Genomic DNA, 18,978 nt, shown 5'->3' on the forward strand with positions numbered 1-18,978 from the left:
GCGCGAATAACTTGTTGCCCGTCTCATACCGGGTATTCAATCGATAAAGTGATTGAAAAAAAACACCATAAGCTTTAAACGGAACGATCACTGGCACATTGCTAGTAATCAGTAAGGATCGCCAGGTTTTGGCTCAGGGAGTGCTGATGAGTTTTGGTACATTGACCGACTCCCCACAATCGACCGATTGCGAAGCTGCTTCACCTCACTCTACAGACAACCCGGATACTGTCGGCATGGCCGGTGCTGCCCGCGAGGACATGATCGAACAATTGCTGGGCTCGGTGCGCAACTGGAGCCATACCGACGCGTGGGTGTTTTATCGCGCCGGTGAACAATTGCATTGGGTCGGGCAAGGCGACCCGCAGGCGCAGTGGCCTGCAAACATTGACAATGAAGCGTTTGAAGCCTTTTGCCAGACCCGGCATTTGCACCGCTGGCCGACCGGCAGAGGTGAGAGTGAATTGGGTTGGCTACTGGCGCCAGCGGATCAGGCCGCAGAGCCGGCGCTCGCCGAGTTCGCCCTGCGCCTGGGCGTACAGCTACAGACCAACACCCTTGCCCGTGCGCAGATCACCCAGCGTGTGTTGTATGAAATCACCTACCTGGCCAGTTCGACCCGCGACCGCTCGGTTTTCCTGGTGGGCGTGCACCGGCTGCTGGCCAGCCTGATCGACGCGGAGAACTTCTATCTCGCGCTGTATGACCCGCACAGTGGCAAGATCGACTACCCCTATTACGTCGACATCATCGACGTGGATGCCGTGGAGTCCTCGCACTACGAATACCTTGACCCTTCGCACCTGTCGCTGACCGGCCAGGTACTCACCACCGGCCAGCCGTTGCTGATCGACGCCGCCGGCATTCTCGCGGCCCAGGCGGAGGGGCGCTTTTACTGCGTGGGTGATCGTCCCGAGTTCTGGATGGGCGCGCCGTTGAAAAATGCTTCGGACGACGTGTTCGGCATGCTGGCGATGCAGGTCTACGACGTTTCCCGCATCTACAGCGCTGAAGACCGCGCGCTGTTTCTGGTGGTGGCGCGCCACGTGGCCATGGCGCTTGACCGCATTCTGCACCGCGAGGACCTGGAGCAAACGGTCATGCGCCGCACCCTGGAACTGTCGGCGCTCAACGACGCCCTGCGCCAGGAAGTGACAGAGCGCGAGCGCGCCGAACACCTGCAGAGCGCGTTGTTCCAGATTGCTGAGCTGTCGAGCCAGCCAGGTGACATGGCTGAGTTGTTCCAGACCTTGCATGGCATCGTCGGTGACCTGCTGTTTGCGCAGAATTTCTACATCGCGCTGTTTGACGACGCCACCACTGAAGTGACCTTTCCCTATTACGTGGACGAGCGACAGACCATCTGCCCGGCGGCACGGCGCGGGCGCCGGGGCCTGACCGAGTACGTGATCCGCCAGCGCCGACCGTGCCTGATCGACGTCGGCGAGGCTGAACGCTTGGCCGCTAACGGTGAAATCGAATTGGCCCAGGCGTCTGTCCGGTCGCATTCGTGGCTGGGCATTCCCTTGTTCGATGGCGATGTGGTGCGTGGCGTGCTGGCGGTGCAAAGCTATACCTCGCAGGTGTTGTACACCCTGCGGGACCAGGAACTGCTGACCTTCGTGTCGCGCCACATCGACACGGCGTTGTCGCGCCGCACCGCCGCCGAAGCGATCCACGCCGCCAACCTCAAGCTCGAAGCCCGGGTGCAGAACCGCACCCGCGAGCTCGACCACGCCAATGCCAAATTGCAGCACGAGAACGCCCACGATGCGCTGACCGGGCTACCGAATCGCACCTACCTGCAACAACGCCTCAATCTGGCCTGGTCGCGTTTCGGCAGCGAAGGCGGACACCTGGCGGTGATGTTCATCGACCTCGACCGTTTCAAGATGGTCAACGACAGTCTCGGCCATCATTTTGGTGACCTGCTGTTGATGCAGGCTGCCCACCGTCTACGCGGTTGCCTGCGCGAAAGCGACATGTTGGCGCGCCTCGGCGGCGACGAGTTTTCGGTGCTCGCGCCCGAGGCGCCGCTGGAGGTGGTGATTGAAATCGCCGAGCGGATTCTGGTGGCGTTCGACCTGCCGTTTTTCATCAATGGCCATGAAGTTTTTTCGTCCTGCAGTATCGGTATCGTCAGCGCCGACAATCAGTTCCACCACGAGCCCGCCGACTTGCTGCGCGATGCCGATGCAGCGATGTACCGGGTCAAGAGTGCCGGGCGCGACAGCTACGCGGTGTTCAACCAGGAAGTGCGCCGTGAAGTCTCGGACCAGGTCGAGCGGGAAGGGGCCTTGCGCAACGCGCTCAAACGTACTGACGAACTGCTGCCGTATTTCCAGCCGATCGTCAGCGTCGAAACCGGCGAACTGCTGGCGCTTGAGGCGCTGATCCGCTGGCACCAGCCGGGCGGGCGGGTGATCGCACCGGGCGAGTTCTTGCCGGATGTCGAGGGCTTGCGCCTGATCGGCCGACTGGACTTGTACATGCTGGCCAGCATCGCCGCGATCCTCGCCCAACCCGAGCACGCCAACTGGCCGGCGGTGCACGTCAATTGCTCCAGCTACAGCATGACGCGTCCGGACTTCGCCAGTGATGTGCTTGCCCTGCTGGCGCAACACAAGGTCTCGCCTTCGCGGATCTGCCTGGAATTGACCGAAGGAGCGCTGGTGGCCGAGCCGGCGATTGCCCGCCAGACCATGCAGCAACTGGCCGACAACGGCATGACGGTGGTGCTTGATGACTTCGGCGCGGGGTTTTCATCCCTGAGCTATGTTCATCAATACCAATTCAGCGGTTTGAAAATCGACAAGTCATTCATCCTCGAACTGACCACCAGCGCCCGCAGCCGCGCAATCGTCCGGGCAATCGTGCGGATGGCCGAATCGCTGGACCTGAGCGTGGTGGCCGAGGGGGTAGAGGATCAAGCGACCCTGGACCTGCTGCGCGAAATAGGCGCAGGGCAGGCCCAGGGTTATTACTTTGCCAAGCCGATGGGGCTGGAGGCGTTGTTGGCGAGTGCGGTGATGGGGCGGTAAAAACTGCATCGTCGGCTGAGTTCTGCAATGCTCTGTAGCGACTTTCATTGGGGGCGAGCTGCCAGCCAATCAATCTCTTTCAAATGCCCTCAATCCCTGTAGGAACCGGCTTGCTGGCGATGGCGGTGTGTCAGGCGAGGCGATGTCGACTGAAAGGACGTCATCGCCAGCAAGCCGGCTCCTACAGGAATTACCCTCAGCCTCCGTAAGTACCTGCAGGCAAAAATATCACCGCCCACGAAAAAGCCCGGCTGATCAGGCCGGGCTTTTCGAGGTGTTGCGGTGAAGCGAATCAATCAGGCGACGGTGTTGCCGTGCAGACGGTCGGAGCCATCGGCGGCGACTTCGTTACCTTTCAGACGATCCGAGCCATCAGCGGCTACGGTGTTGCCGTGCAGGCGGTCGGAGCCATCGGCGGCGACTTCGTTACCTTTCAGACGATCCGAGCCATCAGCGGCTACGGTGTTGCCGTGCAGGCGGTCAGAACCATCGGCGGCGACTTCGTTACCTTTCAAACGATCCGAACCATCGGCAGCGACGCGTTTTTCGATCAGGCGATCCGAACCGCCTTCAGCCACACGATTCTGGATCAAACGATCCGAACCACCTTCAGCCACACGGCTTTCAATCAGTCTGTCCGAGCCGCCTTCAGCGACTACGGGTTGAGCAGAGGTCGCGGCAAAAGCGTTAACTGCGAAGATCGAGAATGCGATGCTGAGGATGGTTTGGCGTTTCATGATCGTGTGCTCCGGGGTGTTGTTGGTTGGTATGGAGCCAATGTTACGCCGCGGATTTTTTAAGAGAACTTCATTGAGGTGATGTTGAACATCGATGGCATTGATAGGGCAACTGGCGCGTCTATGGTCATCGTGATGATGTGGCGCAACCTGGCAAACGGGATTGCGCCAGATCATTGGTTACACCGCGGATCAACTGTATTGCGCGACCGCATCATTATCAGCCATGCCAATCACCCATAGAGTCAGCCTGACGCTACTGTCCACTGCATCGCTTAGGTGTCTCCAATGATTCAGAACTTGCTCAAAACCACGTCCCTGGCAGCCCTTCTTGTCGCCAGCGCAACCGCGCCGCTTGTGCAGGCGCAATCCTTACCCCTCGATAAAGTCGACGCCGTACACAACGAGGACGTGGAATGGCGCAGCTTTCCCGCGTTCCCGAAAGAAGTAAAACTCGCGATAGTGGCCGGCGATCCCAGCAAACCCGCGCCTTATGTCGTACGAGTCAAAGTGCCCAACGGCACCAAATTAATGCCGCATACCCACCCTGAAAGTCGGATTTATACCGTCATGTCCGGTGTTTTCTACATCGGGTTCGGTACGGTTTTTGATCCGGACAAACTGGTTGCCTATGGGCCGGGGAGCGTCGTAATCCTGCCGGCAAACACGCCGCACTTTCACTGGGCGAAATCCGGGGAGTACATCTCACAGGTTTACGGGACAGGGCCGCTGGGGCTCGAGTATGTTGATAGCCATGACGATCCCCGGAATGCGCTGAAGTGAACGACGCTCATTCCTGACCTGGCCTGGAGCCCTGCATGAAAATCGGCGTAATCTTCGATACCCACGGTCTACTCCGCCCCGAAGCCCTCGCGGCGTTGCAAGGCTGTGAGCGGATCATTCACGCCGGTGACATCGGCAAACCGGAGATTCTTCAACAACTGGCGGCGATTGCACCCCTGCATGTCGTGCGTGGAAACAATGACCTGGCGGCACCGTGGGCGGAGCACATCGCCGATCACCTGAGATTCGACATCGAGGGCTGGCAGATCTTGCTGGTGCATGACATTGCCGATGTGCCGGCGCTGCTTGATGCGAGTACGAGGGTGGTGATTACCGGGCATTCCCATAAGCCGTGCATAGAGTGGCGGGGCGAACGGTTATTCGTTAATCCGGGTAGCGCGGGGCCGCGACGGTTCAAGTTGCCGGTGACGTTGGCGGTGGTTGAGGTGGAAAAGGGCGGGATTGAGCCGGAATTGGTTTCGTTGGTGGAGTGAGCATTTTTTGAAAGTCTGGCGGGGTCAACACCTTCAAAACCGAGTGCGCCCAATCTGAAGGGAGCCAGACGAGGGCGGCCGGCAACAAGGTATTCCGGTCAGGAATACGCCCATGAAAATCATGAATTTTATTTGTCACTGTGGATCTCGTAGCGTGCCTCCTTCTGCATAAGGAGATGACCCTGTGAATAATTCCCGCCTGCGCTTGTACGTTGACTCTCAATTAACCAGCCCCTATGCCATGTCGGCTTTCGTGGTGCTCCGCGAAAAGGGCATCGAATTTGAAATGATCCCGCTAGACCTCGACGCATCCGAAAACCAGTCAGAGGGCTATGCCTGCCTCTCACAGACCCAGCGGGTACCCACGCTTGTGCACGGCGACTTCGCCTTGTCTGAATCGTCGGCGATCACTGAGTACCTGGAAGACGTTTTCCCCCAGCCGCCGGTTTACCCACAAGACCTGATGCAGCATGCAAAGGCACGACAAGTACAGGCATGGGTGCGAAGTGACCTGCTGCCCATTCGGCAGGAACGATCCACATTGGTTGTGTTTTATGGACTCAAATCAAATCCCTTGTCGCCAGCTGCCGAGTCGGCAGCGCGCAAGCTGTTCGGTGCCGCACAATCGCTGCTGGCCGACAACCCCGAGTACCTGTTCGGCCAATGGTCGATCGCCGATGTGGATCTGGCCTTGATGCTCAACCGGCTGATACTCAATGGTGACTCCGTACCACCCGCGCTGGTGGAGTACGCGCAGCGCCAATGGCAACGACCAACCGTACAGGAGTGGGTCAAATTGCAACGTCCTCCGATGTAGTCGGCACACGTATCATTTTATGGAGAGCGGCTTGTTTTTAAAGAGAGGGTTTCGACTGCCAGGCTGGCAGCGCCTTGGAGCGCGCATAGCGTGAAGCGAATGCCGGCAAGAATGAATGGGTCAACGGAGCTGAACCCAAGTTTGATAACTGAGAAATTCACACCCCATATGGCAGTAATCGATATTGCGAGTAGCAGGTGCCCGGCTTTCATGCTGATCCTCCTTGATTGTTCGTTGAAAAATGAAACGTGAGAAACCACAAAACCAAGGCAGTAGCGCTGATCAATGCACCCAATAGGCTTACTGCAATCCAGCCCCATAGCGCATAAACCTGGGTCGCAGCGGCGGCTCCCAGCGCGCTACCGACCGAGTAGAAGCACATGTAGGCACCGACCAGGCGACTTTGGGCGTCGGGCCGTGCAGCAAAAATGAGGCTCTGGTTGGTGACGTGTACTGCTTGCACCGCGAAGTCGAGCAGTACTACGCCACAGATCAGCGCGATCAAGGACGTCTCGGCAAACGTGATGGGCAACCAGGACAGTGTCAGGAGTCCCAGCGAAATGCCGGTAACTCGTTGCCCCAGACCTTGATCGGCCCAGCGACCGGCTCTGCTGGCAGCAAGGGCACCGGCGACGCCGGCCAATCCAAACATGCCGATGGTGGTGTGTGAAAGCGATAGCGGCGGGGCGCTCAACGGCAGCACCATGGATGTCCACAGCACGGAAAAAGCGGCAAAGATCAGTAAGGCCAGAAGGCCCCTGGCGCGTAAAATGCGTTCGGTGATGAACAGTTTGAAGACCGAACTTATGAGCGCCAGGTAGGCGTCTTTGTGCCTTGGCGGCGCCGTGACAGGAACCACTTTCCACAGCACCGCCGCGATGATCAGCATCAAACCTGAGGACACGAAGTAAACCGCGCGCCAGCCCGCAATGTCCGCAATCAGGCCCGAGGTAAACCGCGCCAGAAGAATGCCCATGACAATTCCACTTGTTACCGTCCCAACTGCATGCCCGCGTTGTGAGGGCGTTGCAAGCATGGCGGCGTATGCCACAAGTACTTGAACGACTACTGCCAGCAAGCCCATCACGATCATGGCGCTCAACAGGACCAGCCATTGCTGTGCTGCGCCGACCGCCGCGAGTGCAACCGCAGATAGCAATACCTGAGTCAGAATCAGCCGCTTGCGGTTTACCAAATCCCCCAGCGGGACGATGAACAGCAACCCCAACGCGTAACCCACCTGAGTAGCCGTCACGACTACTCCGATCATTGATGAGGCGACACCCAGGCTCTGAGCCATTGAATCAAGTAACGGTTGCGCGAAGTAAACGTTGGCGACTGCCAGCGCGCAGGTGACAGAAAACAATAAGGTCAGCGACGGCGAAAGCCCTGGAGACTGGTCGGTCCTGCTGCTTTCTCCGGTATCCGAATGCAGCAATCCTGAAGGGTGTCTGGAGAACCGTTTGGTGGTTGATTCGACATCTGCTGTCATGTGCACTTCCATGGCGTTAAACTGGTTTCAATTAAAAACTGGATTCAATTGTTGCTGCATCAGGTTTTAAATTGCAACCACATTGTGCCGGGCTGCGCGACAGACTCGGCAACTCCACATTTCGCAGGGTCAAAAAGATGGTCGAACACGCCTCACCACACAGCAGCGAATGTCCGGTAGCAAGAGCAATGGAGGCCATCGGGGATCGTTGGTCGCTCATGATCATCCGCGACGCTTTTGACGACATTCGACGATTCAGCGAGTTTCAAAAGAGCTTGGGCGTGGCCAAAAATATTCTGGCATCGCGATTGAAGACGCTGGTTGAGGTCGGGGTTTTCGACGTTCGCCCGGCATCGGACGGCAGCGCCTACAAGGAGTACGTCCTTACGGAAAAAGGACGGGAGATCTTTCCGGTTTTGGTCAGTTTGCGGCAGTGGGGAGAGCGTTTCCTGTTCGATCCGCGGGAGACGCGTTCTGTGCTGCTGGACAACGAGTCCGGCCAGCCGCTGATGCCGATTGATGTTCGCTCATCAAGCGGTCAAAAACTTGGACCGTCTGACTGCCACAGAGTGAGACTGGTTGACGGTGAGTCGTGAATCGTCAGCAGCTTTGCCTCACACCAAAGGTCCCTGACGAGGCGGTTTGTGAAGACACACATAAGGCCATCGATTACCAAGTATTCGGGTAGGTCGTTGATTTTCGGTAGCCTGGGTCAAAGCCGCATCAGCGCCATCATCTCTGATTCATCATTGCTCTCCCATGACCCGTGTTTTGCTCTTCGTTAAAGTCAGGCTCAACAGGACCGAAATCAAGATGATGCCGCCGACTGTGGTCAGCGACCATTGGATCGGCACGTGCCACCACGGCGCGATCAGCATCTTGCCGCCGATGAACACCAGTACGATGGCCAGGCCATATTTGAGCAAGTGAAAGCGGTCGGCCATGTCGGCAAGCAGAAAATACAGTGCGCGCAGGCCCATGATGGCGAAGATGTTGGAGGTGAACACGATGAAGGGGTCGGTGGTGACGGCGAAGATTGCCGGGATGCTATCCACCGCGAACACCAGGTCGCTGGCCTCGATCAGTACCAGCACCAGGAACATCGGCGTCGCCCAGCGCAGGCCGTTCTGGCGCACGAAGAAGCGCTCGCCGTGAAAGCCGTCGGTGATACGAATATGGCTACGCAGCCAGCGCAGCAAAGGGTTCTTTTCGAGGTCTGGCTGCTGGTTGGCGAAGATCAGCATCTTGATGCCGGTGATGACGAGGAAAGCGCCAAAGACATAGAGTAGCCAGGCAAACTCCCGCACCAGCCAGACACCGGCGAAAATCATACCGGCACGCATGACGATGGCGCCGAGCACGCCATAGAGCAGGACACGGCGCTGCAACTCTGGCGGCACGGCGAAGTAGCCGAAGATCATCACGAAAACGAACATGTTGTCGATCGACAACGACTGTTCGATCAGGTAGCCCGTCAGGAATTCGAGCGTTGTACGCTGGGCCAATTCGGCCCCAAACATGCTGCGCAGATACCACCAGAGCAGGACGGCGAAGACCAACGCCAAACTGATCCAGGCGATGACCCAGGCCAGCGCTTCGCGGACCGAAACACGATGCGCCTTGCGTCCGCCGAAGACGAACAGATCGAGCGCCAGCATGGCAAGAACGAACACGATGAAGGCGGCCCACATCCAGGGTTGGCCGACGCTGATGGCGGTCATTTACTGTCTCCGCATGAGGCAGAAATAGGCTGGAGGGGTCATGCTAACGAGCCTTCTACATCAACAAAAATCGTTTATTCGTTGTGAATAGTTCGTTTTTTACGAAGTATTGATTCAGGGTACGAGGCCCATGCCAGGAGCATGGCGCGCGCCAACGATCCCGCCTATTGCTCGATCTCTATGAACGGTCTGCTACACCGTTCGAAGGTCTGGAAACTGATAAGCCGGTCATGCTGGCGTATATTGATAGTGTCGATCCAGGCAGTTGAGGCGATAAGAGATCGCCATTGGTTGGACAAGCGAGAGTGCTGGGGGCGCTAGCGGATAACCCAGAACGTTTGGAGGTGTCACATGAGACAGTATCAACGACTCTTTCTGATCGCAGGTCCAACCATGCGTCACTCGCCGGCGATGGAGCGGGCAATCGCACTGGCCGATGCCACAGGCGCAGCGCTGCATATCGCAGTGTTCATCGAAGACTTCGACTTTATGAGGTTAATGAGCAACAGTGAACAACTTCGTGAGAGTTGCCGGCAGGAGAACCTGCAGTGGTTGACGGATGAGGCCGAACTCATGCGCAGGAAGGGCATCAATGTGACCACCGAAGTTGCATTGACCCGTGACCCGCTGCAAGAGATCCTTGGGCATGTGGCTGCAATGCAGCCGGACCTGATTATCAAGGACGTACATCATGAATCAGCGTTCAAGCGCGTATTCGTCACGCCTTTGGATTGGCAGTTGTTGCGCGAATGTCCGACCCCCATACATCTGGTCAGCGAAGTCAGGTGTCCGCTTCCTCGGGTGATTGTGGCGGCGGTTGATCCATCGCATCCAGAGGGGCAGATCAGCGGAATCAACGACAGCGTCATTCAGGCGGCGAACGAATTGGCGACGCAATGTGATGCTGAATTGCACATGCTGTATGCCTATGAACTGACACACACACATTTCTCTGATGCGGGGGCTGGCGCCGTGACGATGCCAGGCTTCAGCAACGACGTGCGCCGGTCACTTGAGAAGTGCTTCATTGCCTTGGCTGGACGCCACGGCGTGCCACCTGAACGACAACACTTCATTGCAGGGCCGCCAACCAAAGCGATGGCCGACTTTGCCACTCATACTCGAGCGGATGTCTTCGTAATGGGAAATACCCATCACAAGGGGGTGGACAAGCTGATTGGCAGTACCACGGAGCATGTTCTGTATCAGGTGCCCTGCAGCGTTATGGCCATCAAGGGAGAAGCGGATCACTGAACGAAAAAAACGCCACTATCGCAGCCTGCTGTTGGCGCTGATGTGGTTTTGACCCAAGCTGCTGACTTCAGATGACCCTGGTTTCTAAACCACAGTATTTCCTGGCTTCGAGAAATACTGTGGCCGTATCAAGAGAGATTATTTGGCTGCGGCAGCACTCGTCAGGACGCTGCTGCGGCGAAGGACTATAACGCCGCCCAACGCTGCCAGAATCGATCCCATCAATACACCGACTTTGACTTCATCAATCAAAAGAGCTGATCCGGCGAACGCCAGATTGCCAATGAATAGGCTCATAGTGAAACCAATGCCGCACAACAGTGCTACGCCATAGAGTTGAACCCAGGTACTGCCTTCCGGCAGCTTGGCCAGGCCCATACGAATGGCCACTGCAGTCCATAGGAAAATACCGACCTGTTTGCCCACCAACAGCCCCAGCGCTACACCCAGCGGAACCGGATCGACCAGGTTCTCCATCGAAATACCGGCCAATGAAACACCGGCGTTGGCGAAACCAAAAATCGGCACCACAGCGAACGCTACCCACATGTGCAGCTTCTCTTCCAGGAAAAGCAGCGGAGATCGGGCTTCCTCTTCTGGCTTGCCCATGGGTATGCACAGCGCCACAGCGACACCCGCCAGCGTGGCATGTACACCCGATTGCAGCACGAAGTACCACAGCACACCACCGACCAGGAGATACGGGAACAATCGCCTTACGCCCAATCGATTCATTGCGATCAGAATGACCAGAGTCGCAAGCGAGGCCAGCAACATCGGCATGGAAAGGCCCGACGTATAGAAAAAGGCGATGATCACCACCGCGCCCAGATCGTCAATGATCGCTAAGGCAGCCAGAAACACTTTCAGCGAAGTCGGGACTCGCTTACCCAGTAACGACAAAACACCTAAAGCGAATGCGATGTCAGTAGCGGACGGGATGGCCCATCCCCTCAAGGTCTCAGGATTACCCCAGTTGATTGCGATGTAGATCAGCGCTGGAACAACCATGCCGCCCAAAGCACCAAATCCAGGCAAGGCGCGCTGCCCCCAAGTGGAAAGCCCGCCAGCCAGCACCTCTCGTTTGATTTCGAGACCGACCATCAGGAAGAAGATCGCCATCAGGCCATCATTCACCCAATGCTCTACAGACATGCCCATCCAAACGCTGTGCAAGGCTGCAAAGTAACTCTGGGATAGAGGCGAGTTAGCAACAATGAGAGCGGCCAGCGCTGCACCCATCAACACGAGACCGCCAGCGGATTCCGACGACAGGAAGCGAGCCAGAATGGCGGCTGCTCTAGGGGTTTCGGCTTTAGCTTGATGCTTGGTCATCAACGTCCTTGGTATCACTTAAAAGGTAATAGATTAACATCTGGCCCACACGAGTGGCGGCGTTAAATAGCCTGAAACAGTTCATGTTCAAGGCCATAAGGGGCATTAATGCTGTTCCTTCATCACTCTGGAATGGGGGGTTAGACCAGAACCTATTGGCACGCGAAACAATATACATGCCGATCATCGGCTCCATACCCCATGTCCTTTTCGAATAATCCGATCAGTCTTCGCATCGCTTGATACCATCCAGCACACTTGTATGAAGATTTAATGTCTGGAAGGCCACTGTGAACATTATCCGTCGCTGGTTACGACAACCCTGTGCACGTCTCATCACTCTGATCGGACTGGTTCTGATCGTGCCTGTGTGCATGCGTGCGGCACTGGGTTGGTCGAACCCACTCGGCTATCTTTCAGATCTGGGAATTGCGAGCCTGCTCATCGTACTCCTGCATCGCCGTCCTTGGTGGTTAGCACTTCCAGTGCTGCTGGCATGGGGAGTTATGACGCTGGCGACTGCCGAACTGGTCAGCGCGGTCGGTAGACTTCCAAATGCCTCAGACCTGCACTACCTGATCGACCCTCAGTTTTTGGAAAACTCTACCGGTGGTGGTTTCGCCCAGCCTTGGCTTGCCGCCAGTCTGTTTTTTGGACTGGTGATTTGGCTGATCACGCAGTATCTGGGGCGCTCCACTGCCTCTCCGGGCTTGCCACGAAGCGCATGGGGAGCACCGCTACTGCTATTGATCGCCCATTGGGGCGCTCAGCACCTGTACCCCTCAGAGGAAGACCAGTGGCGCTTGTTCAACCTCCCGCATCAGTTGATGGCGGCAAGCGTTGGTGATGTTCAGGCAAGCGCACAAGAGTGGTTTGAAGGTGATGTTGTCGATCTCCCACCGCAAATGGCGGGGCTCACTCAACTCGATTTGAACGGACAGAAATTGCTAGCGGCACCGGGGCGTGCGCGCAATGTGTTGATCATTGCGCTGGAAGGTATTCCCGGCGCTTACGTCGGCGTCAACCGCCAAGCCCTGCACAGCAGCTATCAAGAAAACCTCATGCCCAACCTCAGTCGTTGGGCAGAGCGTGGCATGAATACGCCGGACTATGTACTGCATAGCCATCAAACCATTCGCGGCCTTTACGCGATGCTTTGCGGCGATTACGACAAGCTGGATAACGGCACGCCCAAAGGCGTCGAAATGCTGACCCAGAGCGAGCGCAACCAAGCCTGCTTGCCAGCCCAGTTGCATAAGAACGGGTTTGCCACGCACTACCTTCAAGGTGCAGGCCTTCGATTCATGGCCAAAGACAAGATCATGCCGCACATCGGCTTCCAGGCTACCCACGGCTTGGAATGGTTCACTAATGGCAACTACTTGGAGTTCCCTTGGGGCAAGGACGACAAGGCTTTCTTCGAGGGGGCGCTCGACTACGTCGGCCAGCTGAAAAAGCAGAAAAAGCCGTGGATGCTGACCCTGCTGACCGTTGGCACCCACCAACCCTATTCGGCCCCTGAAGACTACCTTGAGCGCTACGACACACCCAAGCAGGCCGCCGTCGGGTATCTGGATGATGCTCTGGGGCAATTCCTCAGCGGCCTGGAACGTCAGGGCATCTTGAAAGACACCCTGGTGGTAATCACCTCGGACGAATCCCACGGCATAGAGGGTGTGCGCCTGGCTTCCTCATGGGGCTTCAACCTGATGCTGGCGCCCGAGCAGGATCAATTGCCCAGTGTGAAGTCTGGGGTCTACGGGCATGTCGATGTGAGTGCCTCGATACTCGACTACTTCGCCTTACCTGTCCCCTCAAACTTGAGCGGTCGTTCCCTGTTTCGGGAGTATGAAACGGGCCGCGAAATCATGTCATTCACCAACGACAAGCTGCGCTATCACGATGGCCAAGGCACCTTGACCGAGTGTGACTTTCAACAGCGCTGTCGGTATTACGCCAGCGCCGGCTTCATTGCCGAACGTGCAACGTTGACGGGGCAGTATGGGGGCGCGCGTGCCCGCCAAATCGTAGCCAGAGCGACGGCACTGGATCGTACGCTGCTCCGCACGCCGTTGAACCAGCACTACCAGTTCGGCAGTCCCGCCATCATCCCGCTTCAGGCGCAGATCAAGGATGACTGGGCCGATAACCTTATCGGTGCTCAGTACCTGGAAATGCCCGAGGGCTCACAAACTCGCGTGCGTCTGACCGTGCGTTCAGTAGATCCACAACAGAAGGCCTACATACTGCTCAAGGCCAAGGAGCTGGAACAGGATGTCCAACTGGGCCTGCCAGCGGAAATGGTCGTCACCGCAGACCAGCCACTGGAGATGGACTTCAGTTTTGACAATCCGCAGTCACGTAAGGCGTTTTCGTTCCACTTGTTGGGCTATGGATTGGGTGCCGTCGAGGTGAGCGACTTCAGCGTGATTACCGAGTTGCCAGAAGCACTGGAAGTGCTGGATGAGAATCCGGTCGACAGCGGTGCTCAATCAAGCTAGGTACCCCGCCTGGTTGCACTCTGACGTCGAGTGCAACCAATAGGCGGACTGTATCTTAGTGATTTATCAACGTACTGCAGTAACGGTTCTCAAAAGGCTTAACAGCTCCAACTTACTAAAAAATAATATCGGGGTACTGACACCCTGAATCACCAGAAACTTAGATCGAAGAATAGTTTGCTCAGTAAAATATCTTGTCACACTACCGACTGCCAACAATTTGATTTAAGTCAATAATCATCAAGCGGTTGATTGCATGTATCTTTTAGTTCGTATCAGCTAGATGACATAAAGAATGTAAGAACGACCAACGATTTTTTCAGCATTCTGATATAGCCACGCTCGCTCATGACCACCTCAGCCCGTTTCAGTTGAGCTGTGCGCACAGGAGATAATTATTGATGAAGCAGGTGGTCGATGCAGCAACTGAGCAAACACCAATTCCTGCGCATTCCGTGGCTTGGCACGCCTTGCCGGCAGAGCAGGTGACGAACCTGCTTGAGGTCAATGAGCAGGTTGGGCTGGAGGCCGCCGAAGTTCAAGCCCGGCTTGCCCTTACTGGTTTTAACAGGCTGCCAGAAGCTGCACGTCGACCTGCGTGGCTCAGATTCCTGCTGCAATTTCACAACATTCTAATTTATGTGCTTCTAGGATCCGCTGCGATTACCGCGATGCTGCAGCATCTGTGGGACACGGTGGTGATTCTTGCAGTGGTTATAGCAAACGCAATCATTGGATATGTCCAGGAAGGCAAAGCGGAAAAAGCCATGGACGCCATTCGGCAGATGTTGGCACCGCACGCCGCCGTAGTTCGTGCAGGCGAACGCTTGAGTGTTGTAGGCGAGGAGCTAGTACCGGGCGATATTGTCTTACTGGAGGCCGGGGACAAAGTCCCTGCTGATTTACGACTGCTGCACGCGAACCGACTACAGATTCAAGAAGCGATTCTTACCGGTGAATCCGTACCAGCAGAGAAACATACCCAACCAGTGGGCCTCGAATCAGCCTTGGGTGATCGTACTTGCATGGCGTTCAGCGGCACCCTCGTGACTTGCGGGCAAGCAACAGGGGTTGTCGTTGCTACCGCAGCAGCTGCTGAGATCGGACGCATCAGTACGCTGCTTGCCGGAGTAGAAACGCTGACCACTCCGCTGGTGCAGCAAATGAACGTATTTGCGCGTTGGCTGACGATCTTGATCTTGTTAGTCGGCGGCCTTCTGCTCGTGTTCGGCCATTATGTCGGGCACTACGCGTTCACCGATATCTTCATGGTCGTGGTCGGGATGTCAGTTGCGGCGATACCTGAAGGGCTGCCCGCCGTCCTTACCATCACGCTGGCTGTCGGCGTTCGGGCAATGGCTCGCCGCAACGCCATCGTGCGTCGCCTGCCGGCCATCGAAACGCTAGGCTCGGTATCCGTCATCTGCACTGACAAGACTGGCACACTGACCCGCAACGAAATGATGGTGGCATCGGTCGTCACGAACCATCTCATCTTCACGGTCGATGGCGCAGGTTATCAGCCAGCGGGAAGCATCATCCTTGCAGATCAGCTGGTCGACATATCGACATACCCTGTGTTGGCAGAACTGGGGCGAGCAGCCGGCCTGTGCAACGATGCTGTGCTGCGCCTGCATCAAGACTTATGGAAGGTAGAGGGCGATCCGATGGAGGGTGCCTTGCTGGCATTTTCCGCAAAGACCGGAATCGATAGAGAAGAAGATCATCAGGCCTGGCCCCGCACCGACGCCATTCCGTTTGATGCTAAACACCGTTTCATGGCGACATTGCATCACAACCATGATCGACATGCCTCTATCTATGTGAAAGGCGCGCCAGAGCAAATACTGGCCATGAGCACGCAGCAGCTCGTAAACGCTGGCGGGACTGAGGCGCTGAACGTGGACTACTGGCACGAACAGGCAAACACGATAGCTGCCAAAGGGCAGCGTGTATTGGCGTTTGCAGTCAGATCAGTTCAGCCCGAGCACACCGTGTTGGCGTTTGCGGACGTGCAAGGGACGTTGACCTTGCTGGGTATGGTCGGGCTGATTGACCCGCCTAGACCCGAGACCATAAAGGCAGTTCAACAATGCCAAGCGGCGGGCATTGTCGTAAAAATGATTACTGGCGATCATGGCGGCACCGCCGCCGCCATCGGTTGCCAGATTGGCCTGCAAAATCCCGACAGGGTGCTGACTGGTGTAGACCTGGACGCCATGAACGATGCCGTCCTCAAGGAGGCCGTAAAGGACGTCAATATCTTTGCTCGTACCAGCCCCGAACATAAGCTCAGGCTGGTAATGCTGCTGCAATCGAATGGCATGACCGTGGCCATGACCGGCGACGGTGTTAACGATGCACCAGCGCTAAAGCGTGCCGATGCCGGTATCGCCATGGGTGGAAAAGGCAGTGAGGCCGCCAAGGAAGCCGCAGACCTGGTGCTGGCCGATGACAACTTCGCGTCCATCGTGGCTGCAGTGCGCGAAGGGCGGACAGTCTACGACAACATCAAGAAAGTGCTGAGCTGGACGCTGCCTACCAACGCGGGCGAGACCATGACCATCATCGTGGCCCTGCTACTGGGCCTTACACTGCCGGTGACGCCGATACAGATTCTGTGGATCAACCTGATAACCGCAGTAACGCTCGGCATCGCATTAGCGTTTGAGCCCACTGAAGAAAACACCATGCGCAGACCGCCCCGTTCGCGCAAAGAGCCGCTGATAAGCGGTGCTTTAGTCTGGCATATGGTGCTTGTTTCCATTCTGTTTCTCTGCGGCGTTTACGGTATTTTTTCGTATGCGCTCGACCGAGGCTACTCGGTGGAGTTGGCCCGAACCATCGCGGTGAACACGTTAGTCGTGATGGAAATATTCCATTTGTTCTTCATTCGTAATCTCTACAGCACATCGCTTACCTGGAAGGGCATTCGTGGCACGAAGGTCGTGTGGATGACCGTCGCAGTGATTACCATCGCTCAGTTCGCCATCACGTATGCGCCACCGCTGCAAAAGGTGTTTGCCACAGAAGCGATCCCGTTCCTTGATGGCCTACTGATCATCGGGGTGGGTGTTGCGCTCTTTGCGATCATCGAGATTGAAAAACAAATTCGAATTCGCTTGTCCGAGTAGAAAGAGGCGCTTCTGAAGCAAGAGGGGATTGCATTCGCACTCCATACCTTACAAGGCGATGCAGCCAGCCAAATTGTAGTGTGTTCGCATTCCCTTGGATGTGACAGCATCATCCCGGGTTCGCATGGCAATGGTTTTTGGCGGGGATTTTTCTGGGGTCTGTCGCGGCAAAGGTGATTCAGCTCTCGGATTTACCAATCACCTTGGTCAAATAAGAGATCGTGGATGGTTTGATAACACAGCACCCATAACTGGATTGTCAAAGACAGTTGTTTTGGATGATATCGCGCTCAATCAAGCTGCTCGCGATGACATCGACTCAATTTCCGATTGGTCCCCCATCTTTCTTGGCATTTTCCGGCGGCGCGACGCTTATTAGCTTGCTGAAACGTTTCATCAAGTTTATAAAAATGGCACAAATCCAAGAAAGGCTGATGTCATGACCCCGCTCAAACTCTTCGTTGCCCTCAGCGCACTGTCCGCTGCCTCCCACGCCATGGCCTGGGATTACGTTCTGCTCGACACCGACAAAGCCGCCCAGAACTGGCAGATCACCAGCCAGCAACTCGGCATAAAAACCGAAAAACCCTTCAGCGTTACCCTGCGCACCTTGCACGGCGGTCGGCAGGAGGGCGTCAGCATCGTCGACATCGATAACGGCACGATGAAACTCTCGGTAGTGCCGACGCGCGGAATGAACGTCTTGCAGGCCTCGGTCGGCAATGTGCGCATGGGCTGGGATTCGCCGGTCAAGGAAGTGGTCAATCCGTCCTTCATCGAACTCAATGGCCGCGGTGGTCTGGGTTGGTTGGAAGGTTTCAATGAGTTGGTCACCCGCTGCGGATACGAATGGGTCGGCCACCCCGGCGTCGACAACGGCGAACTGCTGACCCTGCACGGTCGGGCCGCCAACATTCCTGCGAACAAAGTCACCCTGCACATCGATGACAAACCACCGTACGCCATCACCCTGCGCGGCGAACTGAAAGAGCAGGCGTTCAAGAAGGTCGACTTCTCCGTCGCGACCGAACTGGTCACCGAACCCGGCAGCGTCGTATTCGACCTCAACGACACCCTGACCAACAACGGCGACTATCCGAAGGAATACCAGGCGCTGTATCACAGTAACTTCAGCACCCCGTTCCTGGAGCAGGGCGCTCGTTTCGCCGCGCCGGTGAAACAGGTGTCGCCGTTCAACGACAAGGCCAAGGGCGATCTGCCCGACTGGCAAACCTACCGCGCACCGACCAAGGACTACGATGAAACGGTTTACAACGTGGTGCCGTATGCCGATGCCAAGGGCGATACGTTGACCGTGTTGCATAACAAGGCCGGCAGCCTTGGCGTTTCGGTCGGCTTCAATACCCAGACACTGCCGGTGTTTTCCCTGTGGAAAAACACCGATACCCAAGGCCAGGGCTATGTCACGGGGCTGGAGCCGGGGACAAGTTTTTCCTACAACCGTCGTTATCAGCGGCCACTGAACCTGGTCCCGACCATTGGGCCCAAGGAACACAAGCAATTCCGCATCAGCTATAGCTTGTTGGCGGACAAGGCGGCGGTGGATAAGGCCTTGAAGCAGGTGAGCGAGATTCAGGGTGGGCGGGAGACTGAGGTGCGGCAGACGCCGTTGGTTGATCTGACCAAGGGATGACACCGGCTAGCGCAT

Annotated in this window: 14 protein-coding genes; 9 read left to right on the forward strand and 5 right to left on the reverse strand. The window is 56.6% G+C overall.

From position 1 onward, the window contains the following. Positions 1-146: 146 nt before the first annotated feature. The gene (locus tag KHO07_RS10495) at positions 147-3,041 is read left to right on the forward strand and encodes an EAL domain-containing protein (RefSeq protein ID WP_212627137.1); all 2,895 of its coding nucleotides are present in this window, start codon (positions 147-149) and stop codon (positions 3,039-3,041) included. 296 nt (positions 3,042-3,337) lie between these two features. Here the strand turns inward: KHO07_RS10495 and KHO07_RS10500 are convergent, their stop codons facing one another. After that, on the reverse strand, positions 3,338-3,778 hold the full coding sequence (locus tag KHO07_RS10500; protein ID WP_212627138.1) for a hypothetical protein: 441 nt from the start codon (positions 3,776-3,778) through the stop codon (positions 3,338-3,340). Between the two features lie 288 nt (positions 3,779-4,066). On the opposite strand from KHO07_RS10500, the gene KHO07_RS10505 reads away from it, so the two are divergent. From KHO07_RS10505 to yfcF, 3 genes are all read left to right on the forward strand, one after another. Beyond that, entirely contained in the window at positions 4,067-4,561 is a 495-nt protein-coding gene (locus KHO07_RS10505; protein WP_150735118.1) for a cupin domain-containing protein, read from the forward strand. Positions 4,562-4,596: 35 nt separating this feature from the next. Then, entirely contained in the window at positions 4,597-5,055 is a 459-nt protein-coding gene (locus KHO07_RS10510) for a metallophosphoesterase family protein (RefSeq protein ID WP_212627139.1), read from the forward strand. Positions 5,056-5,239: 184 nt separating this feature from the next. Continuing rightward, positions 5,240-5,872 (forward strand): glutathione transferase, encoded by a 633-nt coding sequence (gene yfcF, locus KHO07_RS10515; protein ID WP_212627140.1) that lies wholly within the window; start codon positions 5,240-5,242, stop codon positions 5,870-5,872. Positions 5,873-5,889: 17 nt separating this feature from the next. Here yfcF and KHO07_RS10520 read toward each other — a convergent pair whose 3' ends face one another. Beyond that, positions 5,890-6,084: a hypothetical protein gene (locus KHO07_RS10520; protein ID WP_212627710.1), complete on the reverse strand. Its 195-nt coding sequence runs from the start codon at positions 6,082-6,084 to the stop codon at positions 5,890-5,892. Beyond that, positions 6,081-7,364, reverse strand: coding sequence for an MFS transporter (locus tag KHO07_RS10525; protein WP_212627141.1), 1,284 nt, complete (start codon positions 7,362-7,364; stop codon positions 6,081-6,083). The genes KHO07_RS10520 and KHO07_RS10525 overlap by 4 nt, the downstream gene beginning before the upstream one ends. Positions 7,365-7,501: 137 nt before the next feature. On the opposite strand from KHO07_RS10525, the gene KHO07_RS10530 reads away from it, so the two are divergent. After that, complete coding sequence (locus KHO07_RS10530) at positions 7,502-7,960, forward strand: helix-turn-helix domain-containing protein (protein ID WP_212627142.1); 459 nt, start codon at positions 7,502-7,504, stop codon at positions 7,958-7,960. A gap of 150 nt (positions 7,961-8,110) precedes the next feature. Here the strand turns inward: KHO07_RS10530 and KHO07_RS10535 are convergent, their stop codons facing one another. Next, positions 8,111-9,085 carry a TerC family protein gene (locus KHO07_RS10535; RefSeq protein WP_212627143.1) on the reverse strand — a complete coding sequence of 325 codons (975 nt, stop codon included), beginning with the start codon at positions 9,083-9,085 and terminating at the stop codon, positions 8,111-8,113. Between the two features lie 351 nt (positions 9,086-9,436). Here KHO07_RS10535 and KHO07_RS10540 point away from each other — a divergent pair, with 351 nt between their 5' ends. Next, positions 9,437-10,339 (forward strand): universal stress protein, encoded by a 903-nt coding sequence (locus tag KHO07_RS10540; protein WP_212627144.1) that lies wholly within the window; start codon positions 9,437-9,439, stop codon positions 10,337-10,339. Between the two features lie 138 nt (positions 10,340-10,477). Here the strand turns inward: KHO07_RS10540 and nhaA are convergent, their stop codons facing one another. Continuing rightward, entirely contained in the window at positions 10,478-11,674 is a 1,197-nt protein-coding gene (gene nhaA, locus KHO07_RS10545; protein ID WP_212627145.1) for a Na+/H+ antiporter NhaA, read from the reverse strand. A 290-nt stretch (positions 11,675-11,964) separates the two neighbouring features. Between nhaA and KHO07_RS10550 the strand changes: the two genes are divergently transcribed. The 3 genes from KHO07_RS10550 to KHO07_RS10560 all read left to right on the forward strand — a co-directional run bounded on the left by KHO07_RS10550 (position 11,965) and on the right by KHO07_RS10560 (position 18,963). Then, positions 11,965-14,175, forward strand: a complete 2,211-nt coding sequence (locus KHO07_RS10550; RefSeq protein ID WP_212627146.1) for an LTA synthase family protein — start codon at positions 11,965-11,967, stop codon at positions 14,173-14,175. Positions 14,176-14,576: 401 nt separating this feature from the next. Then, a complete protein-coding gene (locus KHO07_RS10555) occupies positions 14,577-17,309 on the forward strand; it encodes a cation-transporting P-type ATPase (RefSeq protein ID WP_212627147.1) in 2,733 nt (910 codons plus the stop codon). Between the two features lie 439 nt (positions 17,310-17,748). After that, positions 17,749-18,963, forward strand: a complete 1,215-nt coding sequence (locus KHO07_RS10560) for an aldose 1-epimerase family protein (RefSeq protein ID WP_212627148.1) — start codon at positions 17,749-17,751, stop codon at positions 18,961-18,963. The last annotated feature ends 15 nt before the right edge of the window (positions 18,964-18,978 follow it).

This window comes from Pseudomonas sp. PP3, from assembly GCF_905336995.1.
GTDB classification, from domain to species: Bacteria; Pseudomonadota; Gammaproteobacteria; order Pseudomonadales; family Pseudomonadaceae; genus Aquipseudomonas; species Aquipseudomonas reinekei.

What these genes read in the sequence shown, in the direction of transcription:
- KHO07_RS10495 (WP_212627137.1), top strand. Translation starts at nt 147, where the DNA reads ATGAGTTTTGGTACATTGACCGACTCCCCACAATCGACCGATTGCGAA.
- KHO07_RS10500 (WP_212627138.1), bottom strand. Translation starts at nt 3,778, where the DNA reads ATGAAACGCCAAACCATCCTCAGCATCGCATTCTCGATCTTCGCAGTT.
- KHO07_RS10505 (WP_150735118.1), top strand. Translation starts at nt 4,067, where the DNA reads ATGATTCAGAACTTGCTCAAAACCACGTCCCTGGCAGCCCTTCTTGTC.
- KHO07_RS10510 (WP_212627139.1), top strand. Translation starts at nt 4,597, where the DNA reads ATGAAAATCGGCGTAATCTTCGATACCCACGGTCTACTCCGCCCCGAA.
- KHO07_RS10520 (WP_212627710.1), bottom strand. Translation starts at nt 6,084, where the DNA reads ATGAAAGCCGGGCACCTGCTACTCGCAATATCGATTACTGCCATATGG.
- KHO07_RS10525 (WP_212627141.1), bottom strand. Translation starts at nt 7,364, where the DNA reads ATGACAGCAGATGTCGAATCAACCACCAAACGGTTCTCCAGACACCCT.
- KHO07_RS10530 (WP_212627142.1), top strand. Translation starts at nt 7,502, where the DNA reads ATGGTCGAACACGCCTCACCACACAGCAGCGAATGTCCGGTAGCAAGA.
- KHO07_RS10535 (WP_212627143.1), bottom strand. Translation starts at nt 9,085, where the DNA reads ATGACCGCCATCAGCGTCGGCCAACCCTGGATGTGGGCCGCCTTCATC.
- KHO07_RS10540 (WP_212627144.1), top strand. Translation starts at nt 9,437, where the DNA reads ATGAGACAGTATCAACGACTCTTTCTGATCGCAGGTCCAACCATGCGT.
- nhaA (WP_212627145.1), bottom strand. Translation starts at nt 11,674, where the DNA reads ATGACCAAGCATCAAGCTAAAGCCGAAACCCCTAGAGCAGCCGCCATT.
- KHO07_RS10555 (WP_212627147.1), top strand. Translation starts at nt 14,577, where the DNA reads ATGAAGCAGGTGGTCGATGCAGCAACTGAGCAAACACCAATTCCTGCG.
- KHO07_RS10560 (WP_212627148.1), top strand. Translation starts at nt 17,749, where the DNA reads ATGACCCCGCTCAAACTCTTCGTTGCCCTCAGCGCACTGTCCGCTGCC.